A 26,122-nucleotide genomic window follows, 5' to 3' on the forward strand; every position below is an offset into this window, starting at 1 on the left:
ATTACAGTTAACTCAACAAAATATTGATGATAGCAAATAGACTTTAGGTACAGAAAACCCTGATAAATTGTATCAGGGTTTTTGGTATTTTTTGAAAGGTTAAGCATTAATGTTTTTACTTAGAATTAAATGCAGCCATTTCTCAAGAAACAAACCGTCAATACGACAAACCTTTAACACAAACACTTGTCATTGTTGATCAACCAGGAAAATGTACATGGCTAGATCCATTCTTTGTAAAACGAAAACAAATACTTTTTTAAAAATTATATTCTAATGTTGCCTTAAAAAAGAACGGTGTTCCCGGAGTAAAATGAATTTCTTCGAAAGATTGAGCTTCATTTTGTAAACGGGATTCAGTAGCAAATTGAGTTTCATTCCATTCAACATCAAATAGATTTTGTATTTGAATCCCTAAACTGAGTTTATCCCAACGGTACCCTGCACTTAGATCAGTAACGGTGTAACCTTCTGCAACAATAGAGTTGTCCTCATTTGCTGGGCGATCATTGATATGTCTTACGTTAATATTGCTAAACAATCCAGATTTATGAATAATACTAAGTCCACTAGACAAGGTAAAGTCTGGTGCCAGTGGGATATAATCTTGCCCTGAAGGTTCTTCGATAGATCGAGCATATGTATAATTGGTATCCAAATTCCAAAATAACCATGGCAAAATCTGGTATCGATAGCTAAGCTCTATTCCCTGGCGTTTGGTTTCTCCACTAGGTTCCACAATACCCGCATCTCCTACGTAAACAAATTCTTGTTCTAAGTACAAATACCAGTACGCAACATTCAACAGCATTTTGGATGTAGGTTTCCAAACAAATCCTACATCGGCCCCCAAAGCAGATGGTAGTATCGTTTCTCCTTGCTGAGCAACCACTACTCGTGTATCATTAGAGTGAAATCCTTTTCCGGCCTTTGCATAAAGTTGTAATCGCTTTGATGGATTGTAAAACACATTTAACCTCGGGCTTACAATTGCTTTGGCCTCTTCTTGAGTTTGGTAGGCATCTAGCAACCTATCGTTATACTTAAAATCAAAATAATCAACCCGAACCGATGGATTAAACGTCCACTTATCAAAATTAATATCTGCCCCCAGATAGCCTGCAATATTAGTTTCATTAATATCTCCAAACTGGATTTGTTCCAGAGTTTCTGTTCGATTTAAGGTGCGTGATAACTCATTGTCCTTGCTCTGATCATTTCTTAAGCTAATTCCTGCTTGCCATGTTCCTTCTAATTTATCTGTAGAAAATGTTCTTTGATATTCACTATTCAACCCAAAAATATTTCTATCTTCCTTTTGTCTGATCTGGTCTCCGTTTACAGGATCTTCTAAGAAAAATGTAAAATTGGAATACAATTCAAAGTCATAAGCACTCCAATACACATTACTTTTCAAGGTAGATTTCTCATCCAAAATCTTATCGTAATTCATTGAAAAATTGGTGCGAGATGTATTTCCTCCTTCTGTGTCATCTATTGCTCCAAATCGAGAAATCAAGCCACTGTCTACTGCTCGTTGTGGGATTTGCCCAGAAGCATCCCATTCGCTTGTAAAGTGAGAAATGGTAAAGCCCAATTTATCATATTCGCTAACAAAACCTGTGTACTTTCCAAAAACATTAATTCTATCAAAGTTTTGCGGACTATCGAAAAAACCGTCTGTAGATAGATATTCTGAAGCCACATAGGCATTGTGTTTTGCGGTATTCAATACATTAAACATTCCTAAAAGACGATAGGTATCATATTGTCCTCCTTCTAATTTGATGGTACTATTCCCTAAGGTTTCTTTGGTTCTGAAATCTACATATCCAGCAGTAGTAAAATTTCCTTTGTCCTCATAATATGGTCCTTTTCCAAAATCCACATTTTCAACAGTCTCTGGAATTACAAAATGCAAATCGGCATATCCCTGCCCATGAGCATGAGACACCATATTTACCGGTAGCCCATCAACGGTAAGATTAATATCTGTTCCGTGATCAATATCAAAACCACGTAAAAAGATTTGTTCTGCTTTACCCCCACCTGCATGTTGTCCAATAAATAAACCAGGAACTTTTCGCAAGATATCCTGGGAAGAGTTAACCGGAGTTGTTTGTACATCAATATCACTAATTAGTTGAAGAGAATTCACCTCTGGTGTAATTACCACTTCATCCAAACTAATAGCCGCCCGGTATAACACAATCTCCAAAGGAATACTGGTATCTTTGATAACCAATTCTTCGCTTTGATAACCCACACAAGAAAAGGTTAAAGTATCCCCTACTGACACATTTTTTAAGCTAAAACTACCATGTATATTTGGATGTGTATGTTTATCGGTTGTTGTATTCAATATATAAGCTTCTTTAAGAGGCTGTTGGCTTTCATTAACTACCTTTCCTGTTAGAATTTGAGCCTGAATCGAGTGATTAAACAACAGAAGTAAAATCGCTGAAAATAGTAGTTTCATTTATAATCTCATTTAAGGTTTGTTTATTAAATTTGGAGCTAAATGTATAGAATCCTTTAATGCGACTATATCGCATTAACAAAATTATAAGTATAATTTCACACTCTATAAAAAACTCCTTCCACAACAGGTAAATTTTATTTTTACCATGGTTGCATGATTATATACGAGAAAAAAAGAATATTGGTTTTTTAGTTACGAAGATTAACTGATTGGTATTGCAACACAAAACCTCTACGAAACAAATTAACGCCTGACAAACAGATGTTTAAAAAATCTTGGAGCTTGGAAAAAATTTGACTTTTTTCTAAAAATGGTAAGTCAATATTGTAATACTCTAAGTTATTGATACAAACCTAGGTTTTATAGTTTCTTTACAGCATAAAAAAGATGTATCTATCTTACATTATTTCCTCAATGATCGATTAAACTGGATATCATTAAGATCATCTTCAATGTTTACAGTCGATGAATTTGATCAATCTTAGCCCCTTCAATACATCCTTCGCTGATAAGGATAAGTGTCTTTTGCCGATGAAAACTGTTTAGCAAACCCAAAATAAGTTCTTGTGTTTTGACATTTAGTTCTTGCAAAGGTTCCTCAATAATCAAAATAGGTTTCTTAGTAAGCAAGGCCCTGCAATACATCAGTATTTTTTGCTGACCTGAAGTAAGATTACATCCTAGGTCTCCAATTGGAGTTTCTAAATGTAAAATGGTCATTTTGTCCTCGTGTATTTGTAGTTTTTTCAGTAATAAAGTAGCTTCTAACTTGTTTTCTTCTTTTCTGTTATAACAAATTGCTTCATAAACATTTTTACCATAAAGAGGGAAATCCTTTGACACAACAGCTACATGTTTACGGATCGTTTTTTCTGACAAAGAACAACTCCCTAGACCTCCATACGATACTGTTCCTTTTGATGGAGAGAAGAACTTTAATAATAAACGGACTAAGGTAGATTTTCCTGAACCGGATGTACCTTTGAGCAACGTGGTAGTTTGAGCTTTGAAAACCAAATTCAAGTTTTCAAAAATAGGCTTGGAGGTATTAGGATAGGAAAAAGATACATTTTGAATAGTTATATCCCCATCGTACAATTTAACATGCTCAACAGGTAATCTGTTTTCTTTGGGCAGATCGAAGATATCTATAAGTTTTGCGAAAGAAATATTTCCTAATTTCCAAACAATACTTACTCTGAGGGTACGTCTTAATACAGGAAGGATAGAAATAATCAATAATATTAAAACCAGAAGCGAAGAACCTTCGAGAGTGGTTTTATCAGGATTATTAGAAGAATGGAATACATACCACATAATACCTCCCAACATTGCATACGTAATTGCAGGAATCAACGCTTGTAACAATGCAACAATTCTAGAGTATCGTTTTCCGATAAGATACAGTTTATCAGAGCGCTTTCGATATCGCTTTTCTTCTGGCTGATATTTATTAAAAGCTTTTAATGCCAAAATCCCTCTTAATCTTGTATTGACAAAACTTAGCATTCCTGAACGCGTATTTCTTCTGTCCAAAGATGCTTTATATAATTCCTTGTTTATAAGCCACAGTAACACTGAAGAAATACAAATACAACCACCAACGATACAGGCAAGAAATAAGTCGAAATAACCGATAGCAATCATTACAATAATTAACAGGACGACATCTTGGGAAAAGCGAATTAATCCATTTTTAATATAGTTCTGAATACTTTTCAAGTCTCCACTGTATCGCAATAGATATTTACCTATTCCTTTGCTATTATAAACCTCCATCGTAATCTGGAGCTGATTTGCAAAAAGTTGCTCTCTTAGTATTTTACTGAAACGTTCTCCAATCAATGAAATACTGTAACGATTGATATATTCGAACAGCAATCTTAGTAGTACTAGAGAAAAGAAAAAGAAAATAAACGCCTCGAAATCCGGAGCATCCATAAAAGGAATAAACTTAAATGCGGCCAATCGATGAGATGAAAAACCAAAACTAAGTTCATAGAATTTACCGATACTTATAGGTATAAGAATAGTTAGTATGTTGTAGCAAAGACCTGTTGCTAAAGCCAAAATAATCAGTAATCCATGTTTATCTGTTTTGACAAACGTTTTGATGATATTCCATTTGCGATTCATTGTACTCTTTTTTATTCAAGCGGAGAAGGCATTCCCCGAAAACAAAAGGGAGAAACATACTCTCTGGGTACATACCTTCTATGCTTGAAATTCACAACATTATAAATCCAGGAATCTAACTTTTTGATCCTTTGTCATTAGACCACAGTGCTCTTGTTTGCCAAACCATTTATAGCGCCTGGCGGCTATAAAATCGTAACTAAAATCTCGTATTCTTTTGGGAACAAACCTCAAGTAATTTGAGATATTCCATGGGAATTTAAAGTAGCTACATATTTTCAGGACAGCATCACTTTTTTGATAGATTTTGTTGTTTTCGATCAAAATGATAGAAGACAAACTATTCTCATATCGATGAGCTCCTAATAATTCTTGTCCTTTTGGTGACTGCAGTGAAGCAAATTGGAATAAGGGATTTCGTTCTCTTTTGAGAATAAATCTGATCCAACCGTTACAAAGGTTGCACACACCATCAAATAAAACTATTGGTTTTGATGGAGTTTCGTTGATATCATATGTTGTATATACTGTAGAGGGTTTCTTTTTTGAAGGATTCCATAATTTTTCTATATCAAAGAATGAAAGAAATATAAATCCACTCATCTGATACCTAAAAGTGATTCCCATAATACAAAAAATACCCCAATGCATCATCCAGGTAAGTACTGCCCAGGCCATACCCCATTTTTTCCTAAAAAGAGCTAAAGGGGCTCCAAGCTCGAGAATAAAAGTGAGGATACCCATAGCCAAGAATAACCAGGTATGCTCGAACAGAAAGTCAAAAAGAGGAGCAGATTCTGAACCAAGCATTTCTTTTCGAATTGCATCTACCGATACCTGAGAGCGCATAGCACTACCAGTAACCCACTCCCACGAGAGATCTCCTGCAAGTTTGGCTATCCCCGACAACAGATAAGAACCTACAGTAACAGTACAAATAAGCTGAACGGGCCAACCATAATGCCAACTGATTTTGGGAGATAGTATGTTCTTTTTAGATTTTTTCCAGGAATCCCAGGACCAGGCATCGGCAGATGCTACAAAACCCAAAATAATGATATGTAAAATCAATGCATTACGGTTGTGATAAATCATCGACCATGAATTACGATAAGTAAAAAACAATAATGCAAGAATGGCAAAAGATGGCCCTATGTATTTAAACTTCCATCCGATGATGTATAGCACATTTAGAATAATCAAGATGATACTGACCCACCAAAACACCTCTGGAGCTATAGGCTGAGTCATCCAGTTTAAGATCCCGATAGGTTCAAAAGCTTCAGTATTTTGGACTACCCTTTGTAACATATCAAATCTGGAACATAAATACCATAAACAAAACAATCCCGTGGTAATGCGCAGCAATGCCAAATGTTGGGGTTTCATAGGTGTAAACCAATGTCGTTGTAAAGTTTTAAGGAGTTTTTTCATGACTTTTTAATTTTAGAGCACGCGATGGTTCTCTCATGTACAGGAAGTGTATCTAGTTTCGAAAAGTAATTCTCAAGATGATAATATCCTTTTACTAGTTCAATTCGCTCTAACTGTGAATAAGGAGCTTGTTTTTTGGCAGCAATTTTCTGAGCTATTTTTTGCGTGAAACTCACTGCATTTTCAGATTTTGCAGCTTTCTTGATTTGTCGACGGACTTGATTGAAACCACCAGTACCAGCAAACTGGTATGGGATAATATGTCTGTTTTGTTCTTGGTCATACCCGATAAGATAATAAACCCCGTAGGTGGCTTTCCTTTTTTTAGAGAACATGGGATAGTAAGATAAGGGGAAGTTATCCTTAGGCTTACCAGCCCAGTTCTCTACTACGGGGGACAATATTAGGGTAATCACAAATACGCTTATAACCAGGACTTGCTTTTGTGAGTATTTCATGGGGATCATTTTTAAGAGTTTGGGTTTTCTCTAAGCGCTATTCATACAGCAACATTTACATCAAGAATCAATAAAGGAAGTATTTGCCCAGGATCTAAGAGTTTTTCTAAAGTTAGAATAGGAAGTGTACTTCTATTCTCGACTTCTGCTACCAGAAGTGGACTTCCCGTAAACAATCCTCCTAGTGCAAACAATCGAGATCCAAAAATTGGAGTTAACAATTGAATACCAGTACTTACAGCCAAGCTATCACAACAAGATAAAATAACATGATCAATGGTGTCGGTAAATAATTCGTGATCCAATAACATGCTGGTTTCTTTCTGATACAACCCATCAGCTACTTCAATCACAACATAATCAGGATGTACCGCTGCTATTTGTGATAATAGTCCTTCATGTAGATCCATCAATTGATCTAATGAACATAAATAGGTAGATGGAAATCCGAATTCTGAAAAGTCACTTACTACATCCGCCCCACAATCGTATGCTAACATGCGATCTTTGTTAAAAACGGTACCTGTTAATTTTATATAGGCAACTTTGAATCCAGAGTTTTTTAAGCCTCGGCATAAGTAGGCGGCAGTGGTGGTTTTTCCGCTATCCATACTGGAGCCTATGGATAGAATGGTTTTAAAGGGTCTCACTTTTTTAGGATTAAATCTGGTTGCTTTTTGATGGTAATAAATGGTATTGATTACTTCACCATCGTTGTCAGAGGCATATCCTATCAACTTAAGTTTAGTTGGTCCTTTGGTTAATAATTTATAATACATGGATACAGCAATCCCTGCTACTCCTCCTTTCCCGATAAAATCATACTCAGGGTGATATCCTTCAGGTACATATCCTTCAAATTGATTGCTGGCATATCGGTTACCAAATGCGAGCATAATACGATCTCCCAGAAAGATGTAACAGTTTCTTCCTTCAAAATCTTGCACAGCATTCAATGAGCCGATGCTTACAACTTCAAAAATGGCAACATCTCCTGCAATGGGTTGATGAGACTTAGCAATTTTTGTGTTGATTTGATAATGGTTTACGTGTTTACAGATATTAGATTTTTTTATAGTTTTCATAGTAATACAGATAAATTTGGTTAATAATGAATACGAGTTGTGTTAAATTGATGTATGTGATTCTTCGCTATGTGGTATTGGTTTTTGTTTTTTCGTATGAAAACCAATAGCGTTTGGTCTTAATGTTCTTCGTCTGAAATCCAATCGATATGAAAATCGGAACATCAATACCGAAAAATTGTTGAAAGCTCTCAGGATATCTCCATCTCTTGGATCTGTAACATTAATTTCTCGATATTTACTACCAATATTAAATTCGGTTTGTCGCATGTAACTAATGCTTGCGTTAGCTCTTTTGAAAGGTCTAAAACGTACTCCTAAAGTAATTCGGTGGGCATGTAGTCCGTCTGGCGATTGTTTTACTACTTTCTCTCCTTGCTCATCTCTATATTGTAAGGGGCGTCCAGATAAGTAATAATGAAATTCGTTGGTGATAAAAGGAGTTGTTCTTAGTGGTAGCCCCCAACTGCCTCGATGTATACGGATACCATAACGGATACGATATTCAAATTTGCTTCTTTCGGGAAAATGCCATTCAGCTCTCAAAGAATTGAGAAATCGAAATTTCCCCAACCTGGCATTATATCTAAATCTGCCAGTAACTCGGTTTCTAGCTTCCTGATCTGGATCCGAGGGATCAGACGATCTAAGGTATCCAAATCCCGCTCGGAATCTCCTATCGAATCTATACGTGAGATTAACACTATTTTGCATAGAAGACAACTCAAAAGGTTGTTGGCTGAATAACAGTAGCTGTCCGGCGGAGACTCTCCATTCTTTGGTAATTCTTGCACCTGCACTATAACCGGTCCATAACTTTAAGTCTTCTTGAGCAAATAGATGAGTAGTTGCTAAACAAATAATTAGAATAAGGGTGATTTTTGATTTCATAACAACGATAACAAATTAGTAATGGGTTGTCTTGATTTGTATTGTTATCGGTATAAGGATGAAACCTTAAGAACGTGACAATGTTTTTATGTTTTTTTTCATAAAAACCTATAAATAAAGTAGATAAAGAAATGATTTTTGTACCTACAGTCTTTTTTTGGAGAAGCGGAAAGTGAAAATAAGCAGGAATAATGCCCCTAAAATTGAAATCCAAAGTACATAAGAACCAGAGCCTGTTTCTGAAGGTTCTACTTCACCTACCAAGATAAAATTTGCCCAGTAATAAGGATGTCTTTTGTTGGGTTCTGAAGCAGAAAGATAATCTAGTTTTGATTGATGCAATGCTCTGTCTATAGGTTTACCTTCATGAACATTTTCTAAAAACGCAGTAGTAATAGCCAGCGAACTCGCTTCAGAAGCATTCCATAGGCTGGAGGTGATATTATGTGCTCCTCCCAACAAGAAGGATTTACTCATCCCCTGAACACCTTCGCCATGATAGATTTTTCCGTTAGCAGAATGACAAGCACTCAGTAACACAAGATCTGCCTGCAAACGATTAGAATACAAATCCTGAGGAGAAAGAATAAACTCTTCTGTATGATCATCAAAAATAATACAAGATCTTTCTGGATCGTTGGTATCTACCAATCCATGAAGTGACAGATGAATAATATCCGCATCTTTACTTTCGGAAAGAAAAGAAGGCAACGAAGCCTGTTTATCAATAAATACTTTACCATCAAAAATTGCTGCACCACGATTTATTTCTTCTTGTGAAAGTGTAAGTTGCGCCAGGTTTTCTGCCCCGAAAAAGCGCTTGCGAGCTTTTAATTTTTGATTCAGAGCTGTACTATAGGTGGACCCAAAACCTACATATCGTTGTAGTTGTCTTTTTTGATGTTCTCTAAACAATAAGGATACCGAGTAAGAGTAGGATATGACATAATCTTCTATCAAATATTTTTGAGTATCATTAGTCGTTGAAAGCGCTTCAAAAGAGATTTTATGAAGTTGGCCATCCGGAATAATACATATACGTTTTATATCCCCTGTAACTTTATTGAGGCCCCTTCGTAAGCATTTATCATAAAGCATTTTGGATAATGAAGTAGAAATTTCCCTACTGGGATCATGACATTGTTCACTAAAATTTTTGATGGCATCTTTTAGTTCAGGATCATATGGAGTTGTGACAGGGAAAAAAGAATCTTGAGTAAGCCAAAAACTATATAATATGTTTTTAGAGACAAAATACTCTACCACCACCATATCTTCTGGTAAATTTTTCTGGATTTCCTTTATCCGTGGAGCTCTTATATAAGCATATTTTTCTTTGAAGTAATTGGGCTCTTTCTCTTCAATTTCCGAAAGAAATGCATCTAGTTCGTATTGCGCTTTGGTATACGCTTTCAACAAAGAATCTTGCTTATTGGTAGTCTCCAAAAGAGATGCTTGATGCATATTCATTTTTTCACGTAGTGATTTTTCCTTTTGCAATACTTCTTCAGACACATTGGATTGAAATGCATCTGTTTGACTTAGTTCATATTGCAAAACGATTGCCTTGGTTTTTGATGAAAAATAGTAGGCTTCATCCAAATAAAAACCATCCTTGGTGATTTGATACAATTCAAGTGCATCTTCTATCGCTTTTCCATAGTGCTCGAATTTCAAGTTTAAAAAGTCCAATTTGGATTGACCAAACTGAAAGGAAACCAGACTTCGGTTAATTACAGAATCGATTTTGTGTTGCACATTTAATGCCTTTTTCAGAAAAGAAATATCATTAGAAACCTGATATTGTTGTTTGAATATTTTTGCTTTTATTTCAATTAATCGGATAAGGTGCTCGTCATCAAGAGCCTTCGAGCTGTTAATTATCGGTAAGTTATCTTTGTCAAAGTGACCTACTGGTATCAGAATCTCAAATGCTTTGCTAAGATATTGTTGTGCTCTTATAGTGTCTTTTTTGTCGATCATTAACTCACAAAGATTCTCATAAGAGTAAACGATAGATTGCTTCGGATTTCCTTTAAGAACGCTCTCTTTTCTTAACTCTAAAACTTTGTTTAAATATTCTTCTGAAACATCAAATTCTCTTTGCTCCAGATGGATCATACCTAACAGTTCTAAGGCAATAGCATAATAGAAAGCATCCTGATCTTTATCCAACAGATTAATTGCCGCTTTTACCATTGTTTTAGCACTATTGAAGTCTTTGAGTTCTAAATAAGTGGTTCCTGCATTTAGATATACCCAAGCCAAGGTGAGTTCTGGAATTACATCCGGAAACGAGTCATGAATTACAAGAGCTTCCTCGATGTATTTTTTGGACTTTTCAAACTCTTTAAACTCCATGTGTAAAGCAATAAGATTATTGATTACTTCAAATTCTTTTACTTTATTATCTCCCAGTTTTTTGTAAAGGTTTAATGAATTTTTATAATATAATTCAGCTCTAAAAATATCATTCAGATCCTTATAAAATTTGCCGACACCATGATATTTTTTCGCTAGTTTTTGACTTGGATATAGGGAATCATTTTCAAATATATACAATGCTTGATCCAGGTATTTCTTTGCCGAAGAAAGGTCATTTAAATACTGATAACAAACACCTGTATTATATATCGTATTTGCTCTTTCGGTAGCGGGCACCTGTGGGCAATTTTCCCACAAAGGCAATAGCTTTTCTTTGAAATAAGTAATGGCATTAGCCTCCTGATTCAATAAATAGTAAGAAACTCCTATTTTATGAAGTATTTTCCCCTGATAATAACAATCTAGTTGTTGATATTCGGGATCCAGAGTCAGCATTTCGATTAATTCTGTATTCTTTTTGTAAAGCCCATTTGTAATATTTCGATTAATACTACTGTACTGTTTTTCAAAAAATGAATCCCTGGGATCATTATTTGTTTGAGCATTTACAAAAAAGACAGAACTAAAGATGATTAAGATAACAGGGGGTTTAAGAATCATAATCAAGCATTAAATACTTCTAACAGAAGCAGATGATTGTGTTTATCATACTAATATACTAAATGTCAAAACGATTTTCGGTGATAATTATTTGAAAAACAAAAAGGATACATGATTTGTTCATGTATCCCTCTTTTATATAGTAGATTCAATTATTTCTTTAATACAGTCTGATTGAAGGTATCTTTTGTTGTTTCAACTTTTACAAAGTAAAGGCCCGAACGTAATTGCTGAGTTTGTGCGATATCAAATACCTGCATGCCTTCATTACTTATGAACTGATCTTGCATGACCAGCAAACCGTTTTGATTATAGATAGAAACATGTATCGGGCCTTTTATATTCTTTGGCACATGCATTTGCAATGTGTTTCTAAATGGGTTAGGGATAAAAATGGTTTCCGATTCCCTTTGAATTTGATTATTAATCAGTCCACTTTGGGGGTTGCATCCGTTACTTAGCTGCGCAAATGCCTGAGGAAAATTAATGATCCCATTAGCAACCACTCTTTGGTTTAATAAGGTATTTGGGGTAGAGGTATTGATCAATACACATTTAATGTCTTGGTAATTAAAATTAGCTTGATGTGATCCTAATATGGCTACGAATGCCGTGATGTTTGCTGCAGCATACGAAGTACCTGATTGATATACTACATTACTATTCAAACCCGCCCCTGGGATACTATTTCCCAATAAAGCAACGTCTACAGATGTGCGACCAAAACTACTGAAAACGCTTAATGCATCATTGCAATTTGTGGAGGCTACAGATATGATATTGCTATTAGGATATGTGGCAGGAAAGGCTACAACATTTCCTCTATCATTATTTACACTCGTATTTCCAGAAGCAGCGATCACTACAGCACCCATTTGCTCGGCATAATCGATGGCTTGTTTTAGTGGTTTCCCGTTTGGATTGGTATTGAAATCTCTGTAACTGAAACTAAAATTTAGAATATTGGCTCCTTCATTTACAGCATCTAATATTGCAGGTATTAATTCCGACAGAAAACCTTGTCCCTGGTTATTATGTGTTTTTCTGATATCAAAGACAACAGATGTAGAGGGCGCATTTTGATTGATAAGATGGTGAATCACACTCGCAATATGCGTTCCATGTCCATTTCGATCTTCAGGAATTGTATCGTCATCAATATAATCATAACCCGTAAAGCTCGTAATATCAAACTCGTAACCAGGTATATTAGTAATAGGCTGGCTATATCCGGTGTCAAAAATGGAAATTTTTATAGGGTTATTACTAGTGACCTGCTGCGGTTCGATAGTATTGAAACAAGAGGTTGGAATGCTGGTTATTGGCTCTGTATTTATAGCTCCTATATTAAAATCAGTACCGTCAATATCAGTTTTACCTTCAGCGCTCATCACTTGTCGATCGATATTAGTTATCCGTTGCCCTTGTGCATTTACGTAAGGAAAAGCAACCGTGTTCCACAACCTGAGATTGATTTCTGGGCGATACCAGATTTCTTCAGAGTTCAAATCGTTGAGAAGCGCGTCTACCTGAGCTGTAGTAAGTGTTGGGTCCAATTGTACAAAGTACAAGGATGGGTGTTTTATAACCCGGTTGTCACAATCCTCATCATCATCGTCATCATCGTCATCATCATCGTCACAATCATCATCATCGTCATCATCATTATCCTTGTTTTGAGCAATGGTTTTTGAGTTTGATAAGGAGGGAGTGTTCTGTTGCCCAAAAATGGGTAACATAAATAAGAGGCAAAAAAGTAAGATGGTGGTGTGAGTTACAGTTTTCATATTCAAGAGAGGGTATTGAGTTTTGATTTTAAAGCAAGGTCCTAATATCACTTACTATTGGTTTTTTAGTTGTTCTAGCAATTTCTGTGCTTTTTCATAATTCCAATCATCGGGATTAATCTGTTCTAGTTGATCTTCAGCGGCATCAATTTGTTTTAATAGTAGAAAAGTCAAAGATTGATACCAATTTATCTCTTGAGCATATTTATCCCCAGTTTGTTTATTCTCTTCAAACTTTTGCAAAGCATTTTCATAATCTTTTGACAACAAAAGAGCCAGTCCGTGATAATAGAGATCTTCTTGATCCGGATTTGTTAGACTCTGATAATATCCCGATGATTGTTTATACTCTTTCTGGTTAAAAGATTGAATGGCGAGCGTTCTAAATACCTCTTCCTTAGAAACTCCTTTGGATGTACCTGGATGCAATATTTCTTGTTCATCCAGGTAATTTTGTGCAATTAAGGAAACATCAACTGCTGATGAACCAGCTAGTTGTATGGTGACTACTACAGCAATACAAGCAGCTGTAGCCAATAGAATTTTTATAAAGGTATTACGGTTTTTATTTTTTGAAATATGTTTATTTCTTGTAATTCCGTATTCATTCTCAAGCTTTGTCTTCCATTTTACTTTTAGATCAGCATCGTGCTTTTCTTTAAGTATTTGCCCCAAGATCTTATCCTCCTCATCCTTTGAGAGATTAGGACCTAATAGTTGATGTATTTTATCATTCATGACTTCAGTATTTTTTTAAGACCAAAATGATCTTTTAAATGTTTAATGCAGCGTTCTTTCTGTTTTCTAATGGTTGCTGGACTCTTTTGAATTTCTTTTGCTATTTCAGAAAGTTTCATCTTTCCATAAAAATGCCTCGTTAACAACTCTTTGCATTGATCTCCCAAAGTTTGCCAAGCATTAGTGAGCATTTCCAGATCCTCATCATCTAAAGCAGGTTCTTCATCTTCCTGAGACATTGCAACAATGCTATCATCCAATGATATTCCTTTCTTTTTTAAGTTCCGTAGCAAGATCTGAGAAGCCATCTTTGTAAACAGGAAACGTAAATTACCGTAAGCTAATTTTCCTTCTACAAATCGTGCTCTAAATTCTATTAAAGTGTCCATAGTGGCATCATATGCATCCTCATGGTTTGATCGATACTCCCTACAGAGATATCTTACCGTTTCTTCGAACTGTTTCAGAAAAACCTGTTCAAAAAAATAGGTGTCATTTTTTTTCAGATCTGTTATCAGCTTCTGAAAAGATGCTTCGCTTAATCCAAAATTCTTTTGCTTCATTATTTTTAGTTTAGCCCTCTAGAAATCAATAATTTATAACTAAAGTACTAAGAAAAAACAGTTCATATTTTGCTGTATAAGTCTTAGAAATACAAAACGTGACAAAAAAAGTTAACTTATTTTTTCAGAGAACTTTATTCTTCTAATCAATTTGTGGTCTAAACAGGTGAACTAAAAAATACCCTATCCCTATTCTGGTTTTTAACAAAAATTAATTAAAGTGAGAAAAAACGTACTTTCTTCTAGTGCGGTATTAAATAGGGAGCTTCGAACAGCTGGTTTCTATTATAATCGAAATTGAAAGATCTTATGGAGAAAAAACTTTGAGTATTTAGTGTCCCAAACTATTGAAAAAGACATTATGAATATTCAGGCCTAATTTCAAAATTAGGATGGATGATCAGACCTCAACAATATTTTACAAAAATTCTTCTTAATCGAGGAAACAAAAAAAGCCCCGTAAATATTTCATTTACGAGGCTTTTGTACTGAAGGCGGGACTTGAACCCGCACGGACATTACTGTCCATTGGATTTTAAGTCCAACGTGTCTACCAATTCCACCACTTCAGCATGGACTTTATGTATATCTCAGAGCGAAAGACGGGATTTGAACCCGCGACCCTCACCTTGGCAAGGTGATGCTCTACCCCTGAGCTACTTTCGCAATCTTTAATGAACGTCGCAATTCGTTATTGCGGATGCAAATTTAATACAATTCTAATAATACCAAAGTCTTTTTAGCAAAAAGAATAAAAAAATTTACACTTGAGAAGCTTTCTTCCTGGTTAACATGCGTTTAATTTCATTAAGCTTCATCAAAGCCTCGACAGGAGTAAGCGTATCAATATCGATATCCAGGATTTCTTCCTTGATTTCTTCCAATAATGGATCATCCATATTAAAGAAACTTAACTGCAATTCATCTTCTTCCTGCATTCCTTTAATTTTATCGGTAAGCTCCTCGCTACTATGCGACTTTTCGAGCTTTTTAAGCATCTTATTTGCACGATGCAGTACTTGCTGGGGCATCCCTGCCATTTTTGCTACATGAATCCCAAAACTATGCTCACTACCTCCCGGAACTAGTTTTCGGAGAAACAGTACCGTATCTTTTAACTCTTTGACAGCTACATTATAATTCTTTATCCGACCAAAAGTTTCGCACATCTCATTCAACTCATGATAGTGGGTAGCAAATAATGTCTTTGGACGTGCAGGATGTTCGTGCAAAAATTCACTAATCGCCCAGGCGATAGAAATCCCATCATAAGTACTGGTTCCTCTACCAATCTCATCGAGCAATACCAAACTTCGATCAGAAATATTATTCAATATACTTGCCGTTTCATTCATCTCTACCATAAAAGTAGATTCTCCCATAGAGATATTATCACTAGCTCCTACTCTGGTAAAGATTTTATCGACTACACCTATTTTTGCCTCTTCGGCAGGGACAAAACATCCCATTTGAGCTAATAAAACGATCAGTGCAGTTTGACGTAAGATCGCGGATTTACCACTCATGTTAGGTCCCGTAATCATTATAATTTGTTGCGTATCCCGGTTCAAAGAAACATCATTGGCGATATAGGATTCTCCAGGTGGCAATTGCTTCTCTATAACAGGGTGGCGTCCATTCTTGATCTCCAAATCAAAATGATCATCAATCAACGGTCGAACGTAACTATTTTGTTGCGCCAATAGTGCAAACGAACATAAACAATCCAATTGACCGATTAGCGCTGCATTTAATTGCACAGGTTTGATGTATTCGTTCATCCAAATCACCAGATCGTTAAAAAGCTGTTGTTCTAGCAATAATATTTTTTCTTCAGCACCAAGAATCTTGGCTTCATATTCCTTTAACTCTTCGGTGATATAGCGTTCTGCACTTACCAGGGTTTGCTTACGTATCCAGGTATCCGGTACCTTATCTTTGTGCGTATTTCGTACTTCAATGTAATATCCAAAAACATTATTGGATGCAATTTTTAATGAAGTGATTCCAGTAGCTTCAGACTCACGTTCTAACATCTTATCCAAATAGTCTTTCCCTGAGAAAGCAATTGTTCTTAGTTCATCCAATTCATCCAGATATCCATCCGCAATGGTATTCCCTTTCAGAACATTTACCGGTGCTTCTTCATTAAGTGTTTCTTTGATTTTGGAACGCAACAACTCGCAATCATTAAGGGTGTCTCCTATAATTTTTAGCGCTTCATTATCGCTTGCTACCGTCTGTGCTTTAATCGGCACAATAGCTTCCAAAGAGTTCTTGAGTTGAATTACCTCTCGCGGATTTACCTTTCCGGTAGCCACCTTAGAAATTAAGCGTTCGATATCCCCTATTTGCTTAATCTGATGTTGTATTTTTTGATGCAGTGAAGGGGTGTCCAAAAAGTATTGTACCACCTCATGCCTTTTTTGTATTGCGCTTACATTTTTGAGCGGTAAAGCTAACCACCGTTTTAAGGTACGCCCTCCCATTGGAGAAATCGTTTTATCAATCACATCCAACAACGTAACTGCATTGGCAGCATTTGCATGGTACAACTCAAGATTTCTGATGGTAAAGCGATCCATCCAGATATACTGATCCTCTGCAATACGCTGGATTGCGGTGATATGCTGTAATTTGTGGTGTTGTGTTTCTCCCAAATAATGCAGAATAACTCCTGCAGCGATGATTCCTTCTTGCAAATCCTGCACCCCAAATCCTTTCAAGGATGCGGTACCAAAATGGTCATTTAGGGTATCGGTTGTATAATCGGTTTTAAACACCCAATCTTCGAGAAAAAAAGAATGATGAGATTCGCCAAAATCATTGTAAAAGTTTTTCTTCTTTTGCTTAGCAACCAACACCTCGCTGGGGCCAAAATTTTGGATAAGCTTATCAATATGCGCAACATCTCCTTGAGCGGTCAAAAATTCTCCCGTAGATACATCCAGAAATGCAATCCCAAGCTCCTTTTTTCCATAATGAATGGCGCACAAAAAGTTGTTGGTTTTACTTTGTAACACCTCATCGTTAAGAGCCACTCCTGGAGTTACCAATTCTGTAACCCCTCTTTTTACAATTGTTTTGGTTTGCTTAGGATCTTCGAGCTGATCACAGATAGCAACGCGTTCTCCAGCCTTTACCAATTTTGGTAAATAGGTATTCAACGAATGGTGTGGAAATCCCGCCAATGCCGTTTCCTGTTCGCTTCCGTTTCCTCTTTTGGTTAAAACAATATTGAGAATGGCTGCTGTTTTGATCGCATCTTCTCCAAAAGTCTCATAAAAATCCCCTACTCTAAATAATAATAATGCATCAGGGTATTTTGCCTTGATCGCATTGTATTGCTTCATTAATGGAGTTACTTTCTTTCCGCTCTTTCCTGCCATTCAAAATTGTAATTATGTGAACCATGCTAAAGTAGCTATTCTCCATTTTTTTTTGAAATATCCCTATAACGAGTTATTCAATTTTATTCACAATTCGTTTTCTCTGCTATCCATGATTACATCTAACGAATAAATAATATTTTTGCAGGGATGAAAAACAGAAAACTAAAAAACCGCGAGCTTGATCGCAAAACCATAGAAGAGTTTAAATCTTCGGATAAAACTCCATTGATCATCATCCTGGACAACATCAGGAGTCTAAATAATATTGGCTCTGTTTTTCGAACAGCAGATGCCTTTTTAATCAAAAAAATATACCTGTGCGGTATTACTGCAACACCCCCTCATAAGGACATTCAAAAAACAGCCTTAGGAGCTACCGATACGGTGAGTTGGGAATATCAAAAAGACACTATAGAATTGGTTACCTCCTTAAAATCACAAGGCATCAAAATACTATCTATAGAACAAGCAGAAAACGCAGAAATGTTAGATCAATTTACTCCAGAAACTGACCGACAATACGCACTTGTCTTTGGAAACGAGGTAAAGGGAGTCCAGCAAGAAGTAGTTTCATCTAGTGACACTGTACTAGAGATTCCACAATTTGGAACCAAACACTCCTTGAATATTTCGGTAAGCGCAGGAGTGGTAATCTGGGATTTGTTTTGTAAGTTTAGAGTGAACTAGAACACTCACTCATGAAATACAGCACACCATTCATTTGTCTTTTTTCCTTACTTCTTTTTTCTTGTAAACAAGAAACCAAACCTTTACGAGAGTCTGAGGATCAACAACTACTAAACAGAGCTAAAGAAATACACAGTAAAGTGATCACTTTGGATACCCACTGTGATATCAATGTGAAAAATTTTACTCGCACAACAAACTACACACAAGATCTAAACACCCAAATCACCTTACCTAAGATGGACAAAGGAGGATTAGATGTAGCATGGTTAATTGTCTATACAGGTCAAGATTCTTTAACCCCAAATGGTTATGAAAAGGCCCACCAAATTGCAATGTCAAAATTTGACGCCATCCACAAACTGGTAGATTCTATAGCTCCAGATCAAATGGAATTAGCCCTTACTTCTGATGATGTTCGTAGCATCCATAAAAAAGGAAAAAAAGTAGCGATGATCGGTATCGAAAATGGCTATCCTGTAGGAACCGATATCAACAATGTAAAGAAATTCTATGATCTTGGTGCTCGATACATGTCGCTCTCACATAACGGGCATAGTCAACTTTGCGATTCGAATACTGGAGAAGCAGATGGGGTATGGCTACATAATGGCCTGAGCGAACTGGGCAAAGAAGTGATTGTAGAAATGAATAAATACGGCATGATGATCGATGTTTCTCACCCTTCAAAAGAATCCATGCGACAAATGATCGAACTCTCTAAAGCTCCCATCATTGCTTCTCACTCTTCGGCAAGAGCGCTTTGCGATCATAGCAGGAATCTTGACGATGAGCAACTCGAATGGCTCAAAAACAATGGTGGTGTTGTGCAAACTGTAGCTTTTTCCTCGTATTTGAACACGGAAAAGTTTGAGAAACGAGTGATCAAAGACGTAGAGATAGCAAAACAGATCGCTGATTCTATGGGAGTAACCTGGCTAGAACGTGAGGAAGTAATGAAACTGAGTAGCGAAGAAAAAGAAAAATACTATGACTTTTTAGGAACTATGGCAGCGGTTAGACGGGCAAAAGTAAAAACAATGAAAGATCTTCCTCCTGCTGTTGATGTAGCTGATTTTGTAGATCACATTGATTATTTGGTCGAGAAAATCGGGATAAACCATGTAGGTATTAGCTCTGATTTTGATGGTGGCGGTGGTATCGAAGGATGGAGCGATGCTTCAGAAACTTTTAATGTCACTCTAGAATTGGTAAGACGAGGATATACAGAAGAAGAAATCGAAAAGCTATGGAGCGGTAACTTACTTCGTGTTTTGGACGAAGTGCAAGCAGTAGCTCAGGAGCTTCAAAAAAGCTAAGCGCAAATCTCTTGTAGTATTTTTACAAAATCCGTTCGATTTGCGACAAAATCCAGTTCAGAAACATCAATGATTTTCACATTAAAATCAGCACGAGATTTAATAAATTGCAAATATCCCTGGTTGATCTTATTTAAGTATTCTGGTGGGATCTTTTGCTCATAATCTCTACCCCTATTTTTGATATTTTGCAACAATCTTTCTGTATTTTGATAGAGATAAATGTACAATCCCGGTTTTACCAGATTGCGATACATGAGATCAAATACTTTCTTATACAAAGCAAATTCATCATCCTGCAAAGTAACCTTGGCAAAAATTAATGATTTAAACACATCATAATCGCTAACTACAAAATCACTGAAAAGATCAAACTGCGCAATATCGTCCTGAAGCCGTTGATAGCGATCCGCAAGAAAAGACATCTCCAACGGAAAAGCATATCGTTCCATATCTTCATAAAACTTAGGCAGAAATGGATTATCTGCAAATCGTTCCAAAATCAACTTTGCATTAAATTCCTTAGAGATCAACTGCGCCAGACTTGTTTTACCTGCTCCAATGTTACCCTCAATAGTAAGGTATTGAAATTGGGACAACTTATACACATTCTTTGGTGGAATTATCTTTTCTGAAACTTGTTCGATTTGTGAATCATCGTTTACTTCTTCAAGCAGCTTAGCAATGCTTTTTTTATAAACAGGATGCACTTCATTATCCGCAATATCAGCCAGAGGGGTCAAAACAAACCTTCGATCTTGCATTGCCGGATGTGGTACTTGTAGATCTTCAGTTTTTATAATCCCTTCTGAGGATAGCAAAATATCCAAATCAATAGTTCTTGCTTGATACCCTTTTTGATCTGCTGCTCGATTCCTACCCAATTCCGTCTCAATCTTTAATAACAGATCTAGAACCTCTTGGGTGGTGTAAAAAGTTTCTACAGTGATACAAGCATTATAAAAATCCTCACTATCAAACCCCCAGGAAGGTGTTTGATACACGTTTGAAATAGCGATAACATCGCCGATAGATTCAAAAATAGCATCCACGCCTTTTTGAAGAAAATCAATACGATCTCCTATATTACTTCCTAATGATATATGAACAAGATGTGACGTTTTCAACAGCAGAGATTTATTAATCTAAGAAGAACTCCTTATTTTTAAGGCAAATTAAGCAAAACAAAATCACTTCATGCTACTATTGCATGAAGTATTATTAACTATTTTATTTTGAACGAAACTATATTAAATCCTAAAGATAAACGGGATGCTTTTAGGATTTACCTTATTCTCGGGGCATTATTCATCTCCTCTTTGGTAGCGTCTAATTTAATTTTTCAGAAGTTTTTTTATTGGGATTTTTTCGGGATCTACACTTTTGAGGTTTCTGTAGGCATTTTGCCATATCCTATCACTTTTTTGATTACTGATATCATAAGCGAAATTTTCGGAAAAAGAAAAGCCAATCAAATCGTTACTGCAGGAATATTTGCTTCTTTCTTTTCCTTACTCATTGTTTCGGTATCGGGAGCTGTGCCAGCTACGTCCTGGTCTCCTATCGATGACCAAACTTTCAAAACTGTTTTTGGTGCTACTGCCATTGCAGTTTTTGCCTCGATGATGGCTTATCTTTTTGCTCAATATGTCGATATCCAGATTTATCATTTTTGGAAAAAATTTACCAAAGGAAAACATTTATGGCTGCGTAATAATTTCTCTACTTTTTCCTCTCAACTGATCGATACCGCTACGGTATTACTTTTATTGTGCTCTACAGGAATCATAGGCTGGGACCGTTTTGGACTACTATTGCTCAATGGTTTCCTTTTCAAAATTTTGGTGGCTGCTTTGGATACACCCCTTCTATATGCTGCGGTTTACTTTTTACGAAAGCGATTTAAGCTAGGTGTTGGTGGTGAAATAGAGTTAGAAGTGTAAAATCTAACAAATAGTTAACTTAAAAAAAGCAACATAGTATCTTTGTAAACCGTTATTTTATACGGCTCAATTATCTAATTACATGAACGCATGAAAAAAGCCCTAAAAATATTCGGTATCGTCATTCTTCTTGGCATTATTGGAATTATTGCCATACCCTTTTTATTTAAAGGAACGATACAAGACAAAGTACGCTATCTTATCAATCAGCACGTAAATGCAAAGGTGGATTTTGCTAATATCGATATTAGCTTGCTTCGCAGTTTCCCTCAGGCCTCTGTAGTCATAGATGATCTATCGGTGATTAATTACGCCCCTTTTGAAGGAGATACCTTGGCCTATTCAAAACGAATAGCACTGGATATGGCCGTCAATGAACTATTCAAAGACGCTACAGAACCTATTAGCGTTCAAAAGATAATTATAGACGAAGCCAATATTGCTATCAAAACAGATTCTTTGAGTCGTTCTAATTTTGATATTTCAAAGACTGAAGGCTCTCAAACCAAAGAAACACCTACAGAAGATGGTGGCTCTTTTACTTTTGCACTAGAACATTATGAGATTAATAATGGTAAGATTTTATACCAGGATGACGTGAGTAAAACACACTTGCTGATGACACATTTAAATCATAGCGGTGATGGGTCTGTTTCTGGAGAGAAAGTAATTTTGGATACAAAAACCAGTTCTGAAGTCTCTTTTGGGTTAGATGACACGCAATATTTAAACAAAAACAAGGTACAACTCGATGCGCAACTAGAATTAGATTTAAAAAATCAAAAATATTCCTTCAAAGAAAACAAAGCATTAATCAATCGATTACCATTAGAGTTTGCAGGGTATGTACAAACTGCGGAAACATACACCGATGTGGATCTAAGTTTTAAAACACCAACTTCGGATTTCAAAAACTTCCTGGCGGTGGTCCCAGAAACCTATGCCAAAAACCTGGACGGAGTAACTACTAGTGGTGATTTTTCTATTGATGGTTTGATAAAAGGAAAAGCAGATGATACCTATATCCCAAAAATGGATATTAAAATTGTATCTCACAACGCCTCCTTTAAATACCCTGACTTACCAAAAGGTGTAAGCAACATTAACATTGACACGCAAATAAAGAATGACACAGGACTAGCCGATGACACCTATATCCAAATCGGAAATCTAACTTTTAAAATTGATCAGGACACTTTTGCTGCCAAAGGGAGTTTACGCAACCTTACTCAAAATATGATTGTAGACATGGCGATGCAAGGGACTTTAAATCTTGCTCATCTGGATCAAGCATATCCTTTGGAATTGGAAGAAAAAATCAATGGTATTGTTAATGCCAATATTCAAACCCATTTTGATATGGAATCCTTGGAAAAAGAACAGTATCAAAATGTCAAAAGTTCTGGAACCGCGAGTATATCTGGTTTTTCTTATGCTTCTGAAGAACTTCCTAATACCATCAATATTCAAAATGCAGATGTGAGCTTCAACCCTCAAACCATTTCTTTAGAAAAAATGGAGGTCACTACAGGAAAATCTGACCTTTCTGCCAAAGGAACTATTGACAACCTGATGGGGTTCTTATTTGCCAAACAAGATCTGAAAGGAAATTTTGATGTTTCTTCAAACACTTTTGCGGTTAATGATTTTATGATGCCGGAAACCAGCACTTCAGAAACTGAGAATACTAACGAAACAGCTACCGAAGATGAAACCATGAAAATCCCTTCTTTTTTGGATGCCACACTTAATTTTGATACTCAAAAAGTGATCTATGATAATTTGACCTTATCCAATGCCAAGGGGACTGTAAAAATAAAAGACGAAACCGCGTATTTACAAAATGTAACTTCCAATATTTTTGATGGCGGTTTAGCCTTCAATGGTAATGTGTCTACAAAATCTGAAGTTCCTGTTTTTGATATGGCTTTGGATTTAAGTAAAATCGATATTGCACAATCTTTCAATAATCTCGAGTTGATTAAAGGATTAGCTCCAATTGCACGTGCCCTTACCGGAGATCTTACCACTCAAATTAATTTAAACGGAAAATTAAATAGCGATCTTACTCCTGTGCTCACCTCTTTAAAAGGGAAGGCATTGGCAGAAATCCTAAATGCAAAAGTATCTACTGCCAAAACACCATTATTATCAGAACTTGATGGTAAAATGAGTTTTGTACAACTAGATAAGTTGAATCTAAAAGACATTAAAACCAATCTTAGCTTTGAAGATGGAAACATAAAAGTAAAACCCTTTGATTTTGAAGTAGAAGGTATTAAAATCACTGCTGGAGGAAACCACAGTTTTGATCAAAGCATGAGCTACAACCTAACGCTTGATGTTCCTGCAAAATACTTTGGAAATGAGGTTAGCGGTTTATTATCACAACTTAGCCCAAAAGAGGCAAATTCTGCAACTGTACAACTCCCTGTTGGTGTATCTGGAAATTTCACAAATCCCAAGGTAAATTTAGACGCCCAACAAGGCATCAAACAGTTTACACAAAACCTGATTAGCAAACAAAAAGACAAAGCGAAAGAACAACTGGTAGGACAAGGAAAAAAAGTAATTTCGGATCTCTTGGGAGGTTCAAAAAAACAAACCGACTCTACACAAACAAAAACCAATACAGAGGACACCCTTAAAAACACAGCAAAAGATATTCTTGGCGGCTTTTTGGGAAAGAAAAAGAAAAAAGACAGTACAAAGACTGGAAATTGATTTCGTTATAATACCGATATAACAATACCTCTTTTGGATTGAAAACATTCTCCCAATAATCTGATTATTGTGGATAACTCTTGTGTGCTGCAAACAATAAATTTCATAAAACCGGGTTAACGATTTAGTAAAGTTATAGTTGTCTATGAAGTAATGGTATAATTTTAATTTTAATACCCCAACCAAAATACCCCCGTTTATGAAATTGAATGCATTACTCCTCGTTTTGTGCTGCAATGTATCTATTCTGGCATGGTCTCAAGCAGACATAAAAAACAATCACATGGATTGGACCAAGGGATGGACCAATTTTGACCCAAATCTTCAGGATTATCCTGAAGCCGAAGAAATACTTCCCAGTACTATTGAAACCAATGCTTACCTCAGAAATGATGTAGTCTATCTAATGTCAGGGAACGTATATGTTACCAACAATGCTACGCTTACCATACAAGAAGGTACAATTATACGTTGCGACACAAAGAATCCAGCAAGTTTAATCATTGCCAAAGGATCGAAATTGATAGCCAAAGGCTCCAAAATGTTCCCTATCGTTTTTACCTCGAATGAAGCTCCCAAATCCAGAAAACCTGGAGACTGGGGCGGAATTATAATCGCAGGAAGCGGAAAAATAAATTCTCCTGCTGTTACCAAAGTGATAGAAGGAAATTTTTTACCTCAATATTCGATGTATGGAGGCACTGGTGGAGATAAAATGACTGCAGACCTGGATTATGTGCGTATCGAATTTGCCGGCAAAAAGACCAACAAATCCAAAGAGCTTAATGGACTATCCTTATATGCACTTGGCAAAAGATCTAGTATAAGTAATATCATGATTAGCTATTCTGCCGACGATTCGTTCGAATGTTTTGGTGGCAGTGTCCCTATGAGCAACCTTATTTCTTACAAAGCCAAAGATGATGATTTTGATTTTACCCTCGGGTACTCTGGAGAATTATCCGATATCCTAGCAATAAGACACCCATATATTAGTGATATCAGCGGATCATTTGCTATAGAAATTGACGGATATGACAAAAAGGATGGTTTTATCAACACCTCTTCTTTGTCTTATATCAAAATAAAAAATGCCACACTGATCAATCTGTCAGACAAGAGTAATTATCAGCATACCACCGCTGCAATTTCCTCCAAAAACCTAGCGCGTATAGAACTTACCGAATCCAAAATATCTGGATTTGCCAATGTGGTAAAGTTTGATAAAACTTACCAATCCTACACAGATATTGAAAAATGCTTTTTACTGGAGAACAGTATTTTCAACGTACATGATATTGCCATAACCACTGGATTTACATCAAATAAGGATCTTGGTCGACTTTTAAAATACAATATGTACACCAATAATTTTAAAAGCGCAGAGGATTTGTTTACAGATCCTACAGATACCAAAAATCCAAAATTCACTATAAAAGAATCAAGTAATTACACCTTTATGCAATAGCATAAATTAACACATCGTCTTTAAAAATTC

The 26,122-nt window shown here is 36.1% G+C and carries 17 protein-coding genes and 2 tRNA genes; 5 read left to right on the forward strand and 14 right to left on the reverse strand.

All coding sequences use genetic code 11. The annotated features are described in order from the left end of the window. Positions 1-259: 259 nt before the first annotated feature. The 13 genes from BUE24_RS08450 to mutS all read right to left on the reverse strand — a co-directional run bounded on the left by BUE24_RS08450 (position 260) and on the right by mutS (position 17,948). Complete coding sequence (locus tag BUE24_RS08450) at positions 260-2,479, reverse strand: TonB-dependent receptor (protein WP_073315568.1); 2,220 nt, start codon at positions 2,477-2,479, stop codon at positions 260-262. Positions 2,480-2,938: 459 nt separating this feature from the next. After that, positions 2,939-4,618, reverse strand: coding sequence for an ABC transporter transmembrane domain-containing protein (locus BUE24_RS08455; RefSeq protein WP_073315569.1), 1,680 nt, complete (start codon positions 4,616-4,618; stop codon positions 2,939-2,941). Between the two features lie 99 nt (positions 4,619-4,717). After that, positions 4,718-6,052, reverse strand: a complete 1,335-nt coding sequence (locus tag BUE24_RS24150; RefSeq protein WP_211483313.1) for a DCC1-like thiol-disulfide oxidoreductase family protein — start codon at positions 6,050-6,052, stop codon at positions 4,718-4,720. Continuing rightward, positions 6,049-6,510, reverse strand: a complete 462-nt coding sequence (locus BUE24_RS08465) for a hypothetical protein (RefSeq protein ID WP_073315570.1) — start codon at positions 6,508-6,510, stop codon at positions 6,049-6,051. Before BUE24_RS08465 ends, BUE24_RS24150 begins: the two co-directional genes overlap by 4 nt. Positions 6,511-6,551: 41 nt before the next feature. Continuing rightward, on the reverse strand, positions 6,552-7,595 hold the full coding sequence (locus BUE24_RS08470; protein WP_073315571.1) for a P-loop NTPase family protein: 1,044 nt from the start codon (positions 7,593-7,595) through the stop codon (positions 6,552-6,554). Between the two features lie 42 nt (positions 7,596-7,637). Next, positions 7,638-8,486, reverse strand: a complete 849-nt coding sequence (locus tag BUE24_RS08475; RefSeq protein WP_073315572.1) for a DUF2490 domain-containing protein — start codon at positions 8,484-8,486, stop codon at positions 7,638-7,640. 144 nt (positions 8,487-8,630) lie between these two features. Further along, positions 8,631-11,471, reverse strand: a complete 2,841-nt coding sequence (locus tag BUE24_RS08480; protein WP_073315573.1) for a CHAT domain-containing protein — start codon at positions 11,469-11,471, stop codon at positions 8,631-8,633. A gap of 152 nt (positions 11,472-11,623) precedes the next feature. Next, positions 11,624-13,258, reverse strand: a complete 1,635-nt coding sequence (locus tag BUE24_RS08485) for a S8 family serine peptidase (protein ID WP_073315574.1) — start codon at positions 13,256-13,258, stop codon at positions 11,624-11,626. A 54-nt stretch (positions 13,259-13,312) separates the two neighbouring features. Continuing rightward, positions 13,313-13,996 (reverse strand): tetratricopeptide repeat protein, encoded by a 684-nt coding sequence (locus tag BUE24_RS08490; protein ID WP_073315575.1) that lies wholly within the window; start codon positions 13,994-13,996, stop codon positions 13,313-13,315. Next, positions 13,993-14,559, reverse strand: coding sequence for an RNA polymerase sigma factor (locus BUE24_RS08495; RefSeq protein ID WP_073315576.1), 567 nt, complete (start codon positions 14,557-14,559; stop codon positions 13,993-13,995). The genes BUE24_RS08490 and BUE24_RS08495 overlap by 4 nt, the downstream gene beginning before the upstream one ends. A gap of 486 nt (positions 14,560-15,045) precedes the next feature. Further along, positions 15,046-15,131 (reverse strand) — tRNA-Leu (locus tag BUE24_RS08500). A gap of 22 nt (positions 15,132-15,153) precedes the next feature. Continuing rightward, positions 15,154-15,225, reverse strand: a tRNA-Gly gene (locus BUE24_RS08505). A 95-nt stretch (positions 15,226-15,320) separates the two neighbouring features. Further along, entirely contained in the window at positions 15,321-17,948 is a 2,628-nt protein-coding gene (gene mutS, locus BUE24_RS08510; RefSeq protein ID WP_073315577.1) for a DNA mismatch repair protein MutS, read from the reverse strand. Positions 17,949-18,098: 150 nt separating this feature from the next. Between mutS and BUE24_RS08515 the strand changes: the two genes are divergently transcribed. Together BUE24_RS08515 and BUE24_RS08520 are read left to right on the forward strand one after the other, a co-directional pair. Continuing rightward, positions 18,099-18,638: an RNA methyltransferase gene (locus tag BUE24_RS08515; protein ID WP_073315578.1), complete on the forward strand. Its 540-nt coding sequence runs from the start codon at positions 18,099-18,101 to the stop codon at positions 18,636-18,638. 11 nt (positions 18,639-18,649) lie between these two features. Further along, positions 18,650-19,957 (forward strand): dipeptidase, encoded by a 1,308-nt coding sequence (locus BUE24_RS08520; RefSeq protein WP_073315579.1) that lies wholly within the window; start codon positions 18,650-18,652, stop codon positions 19,955-19,957. Here the strand turns inward: BUE24_RS08520 and folK are convergent. Beyond that, positions 19,954-21,084, reverse strand: a complete 1,131-nt coding sequence (gene folK / locus BUE24_RS08525; protein WP_073315580.1) for a 2-amino-4-hydroxy-6-hydroxymethyldihydropteridine diphosphokinase — start codon at positions 21,082-21,084, stop codon at positions 19,954-19,956. The two genes, BUE24_RS08520 and folK, sit on opposite strands and share 4 nt — an antisense overlap. A 108-nt stretch (positions 21,085-21,192) precedes the next feature. Between folK and BUE24_RS08530 the strand changes: the two genes are divergently transcribed. From BUE24_RS08530 to BUE24_RS08540, 3 genes are all read left to right on the forward strand, one after another. Beyond that, positions 21,193-21,900 (forward strand): queuosine precursor transporter, encoded by a 708-nt coding sequence (locus BUE24_RS08530; protein WP_084549457.1) that lies wholly within the window; start codon positions 21,193-21,195, stop codon positions 21,898-21,900. Positions 21,901-21,990: 90 nt separating this feature from the next. Further along, complete coding sequence (locus BUE24_RS08535; RefSeq protein ID WP_073315581.1) at positions 21,991-24,624, forward strand: AsmA-like C-terminal region-containing protein; 2,634 nt, start codon at positions 21,991-21,993, stop codon at positions 24,622-24,624. Between the two features lie 199 nt (positions 24,625-24,823). Then, positions 24,824-26,092 carry a hypothetical protein gene (locus BUE24_RS08540; protein WP_139241945.1) on the forward strand — a complete coding sequence of 423 codons (1,269 nt, stop codon included), beginning with the start codon at positions 24,824-24,826 and terminating at the stop codon, positions 26,090-26,092. The last annotated feature ends 30 nt before the right edge of the window (positions 26,093-26,122 follow it).

Origin of the sequence: Aquimarina spongiae (assembly GCF_900141785.1) — a bacterium.
Taxonomy (GTDB): Bacteria; Bacteroidota; Bacteroidia; order Flavobacteriales; family Flavobacteriaceae; genus Aquimarina; species Aquimarina spongiae.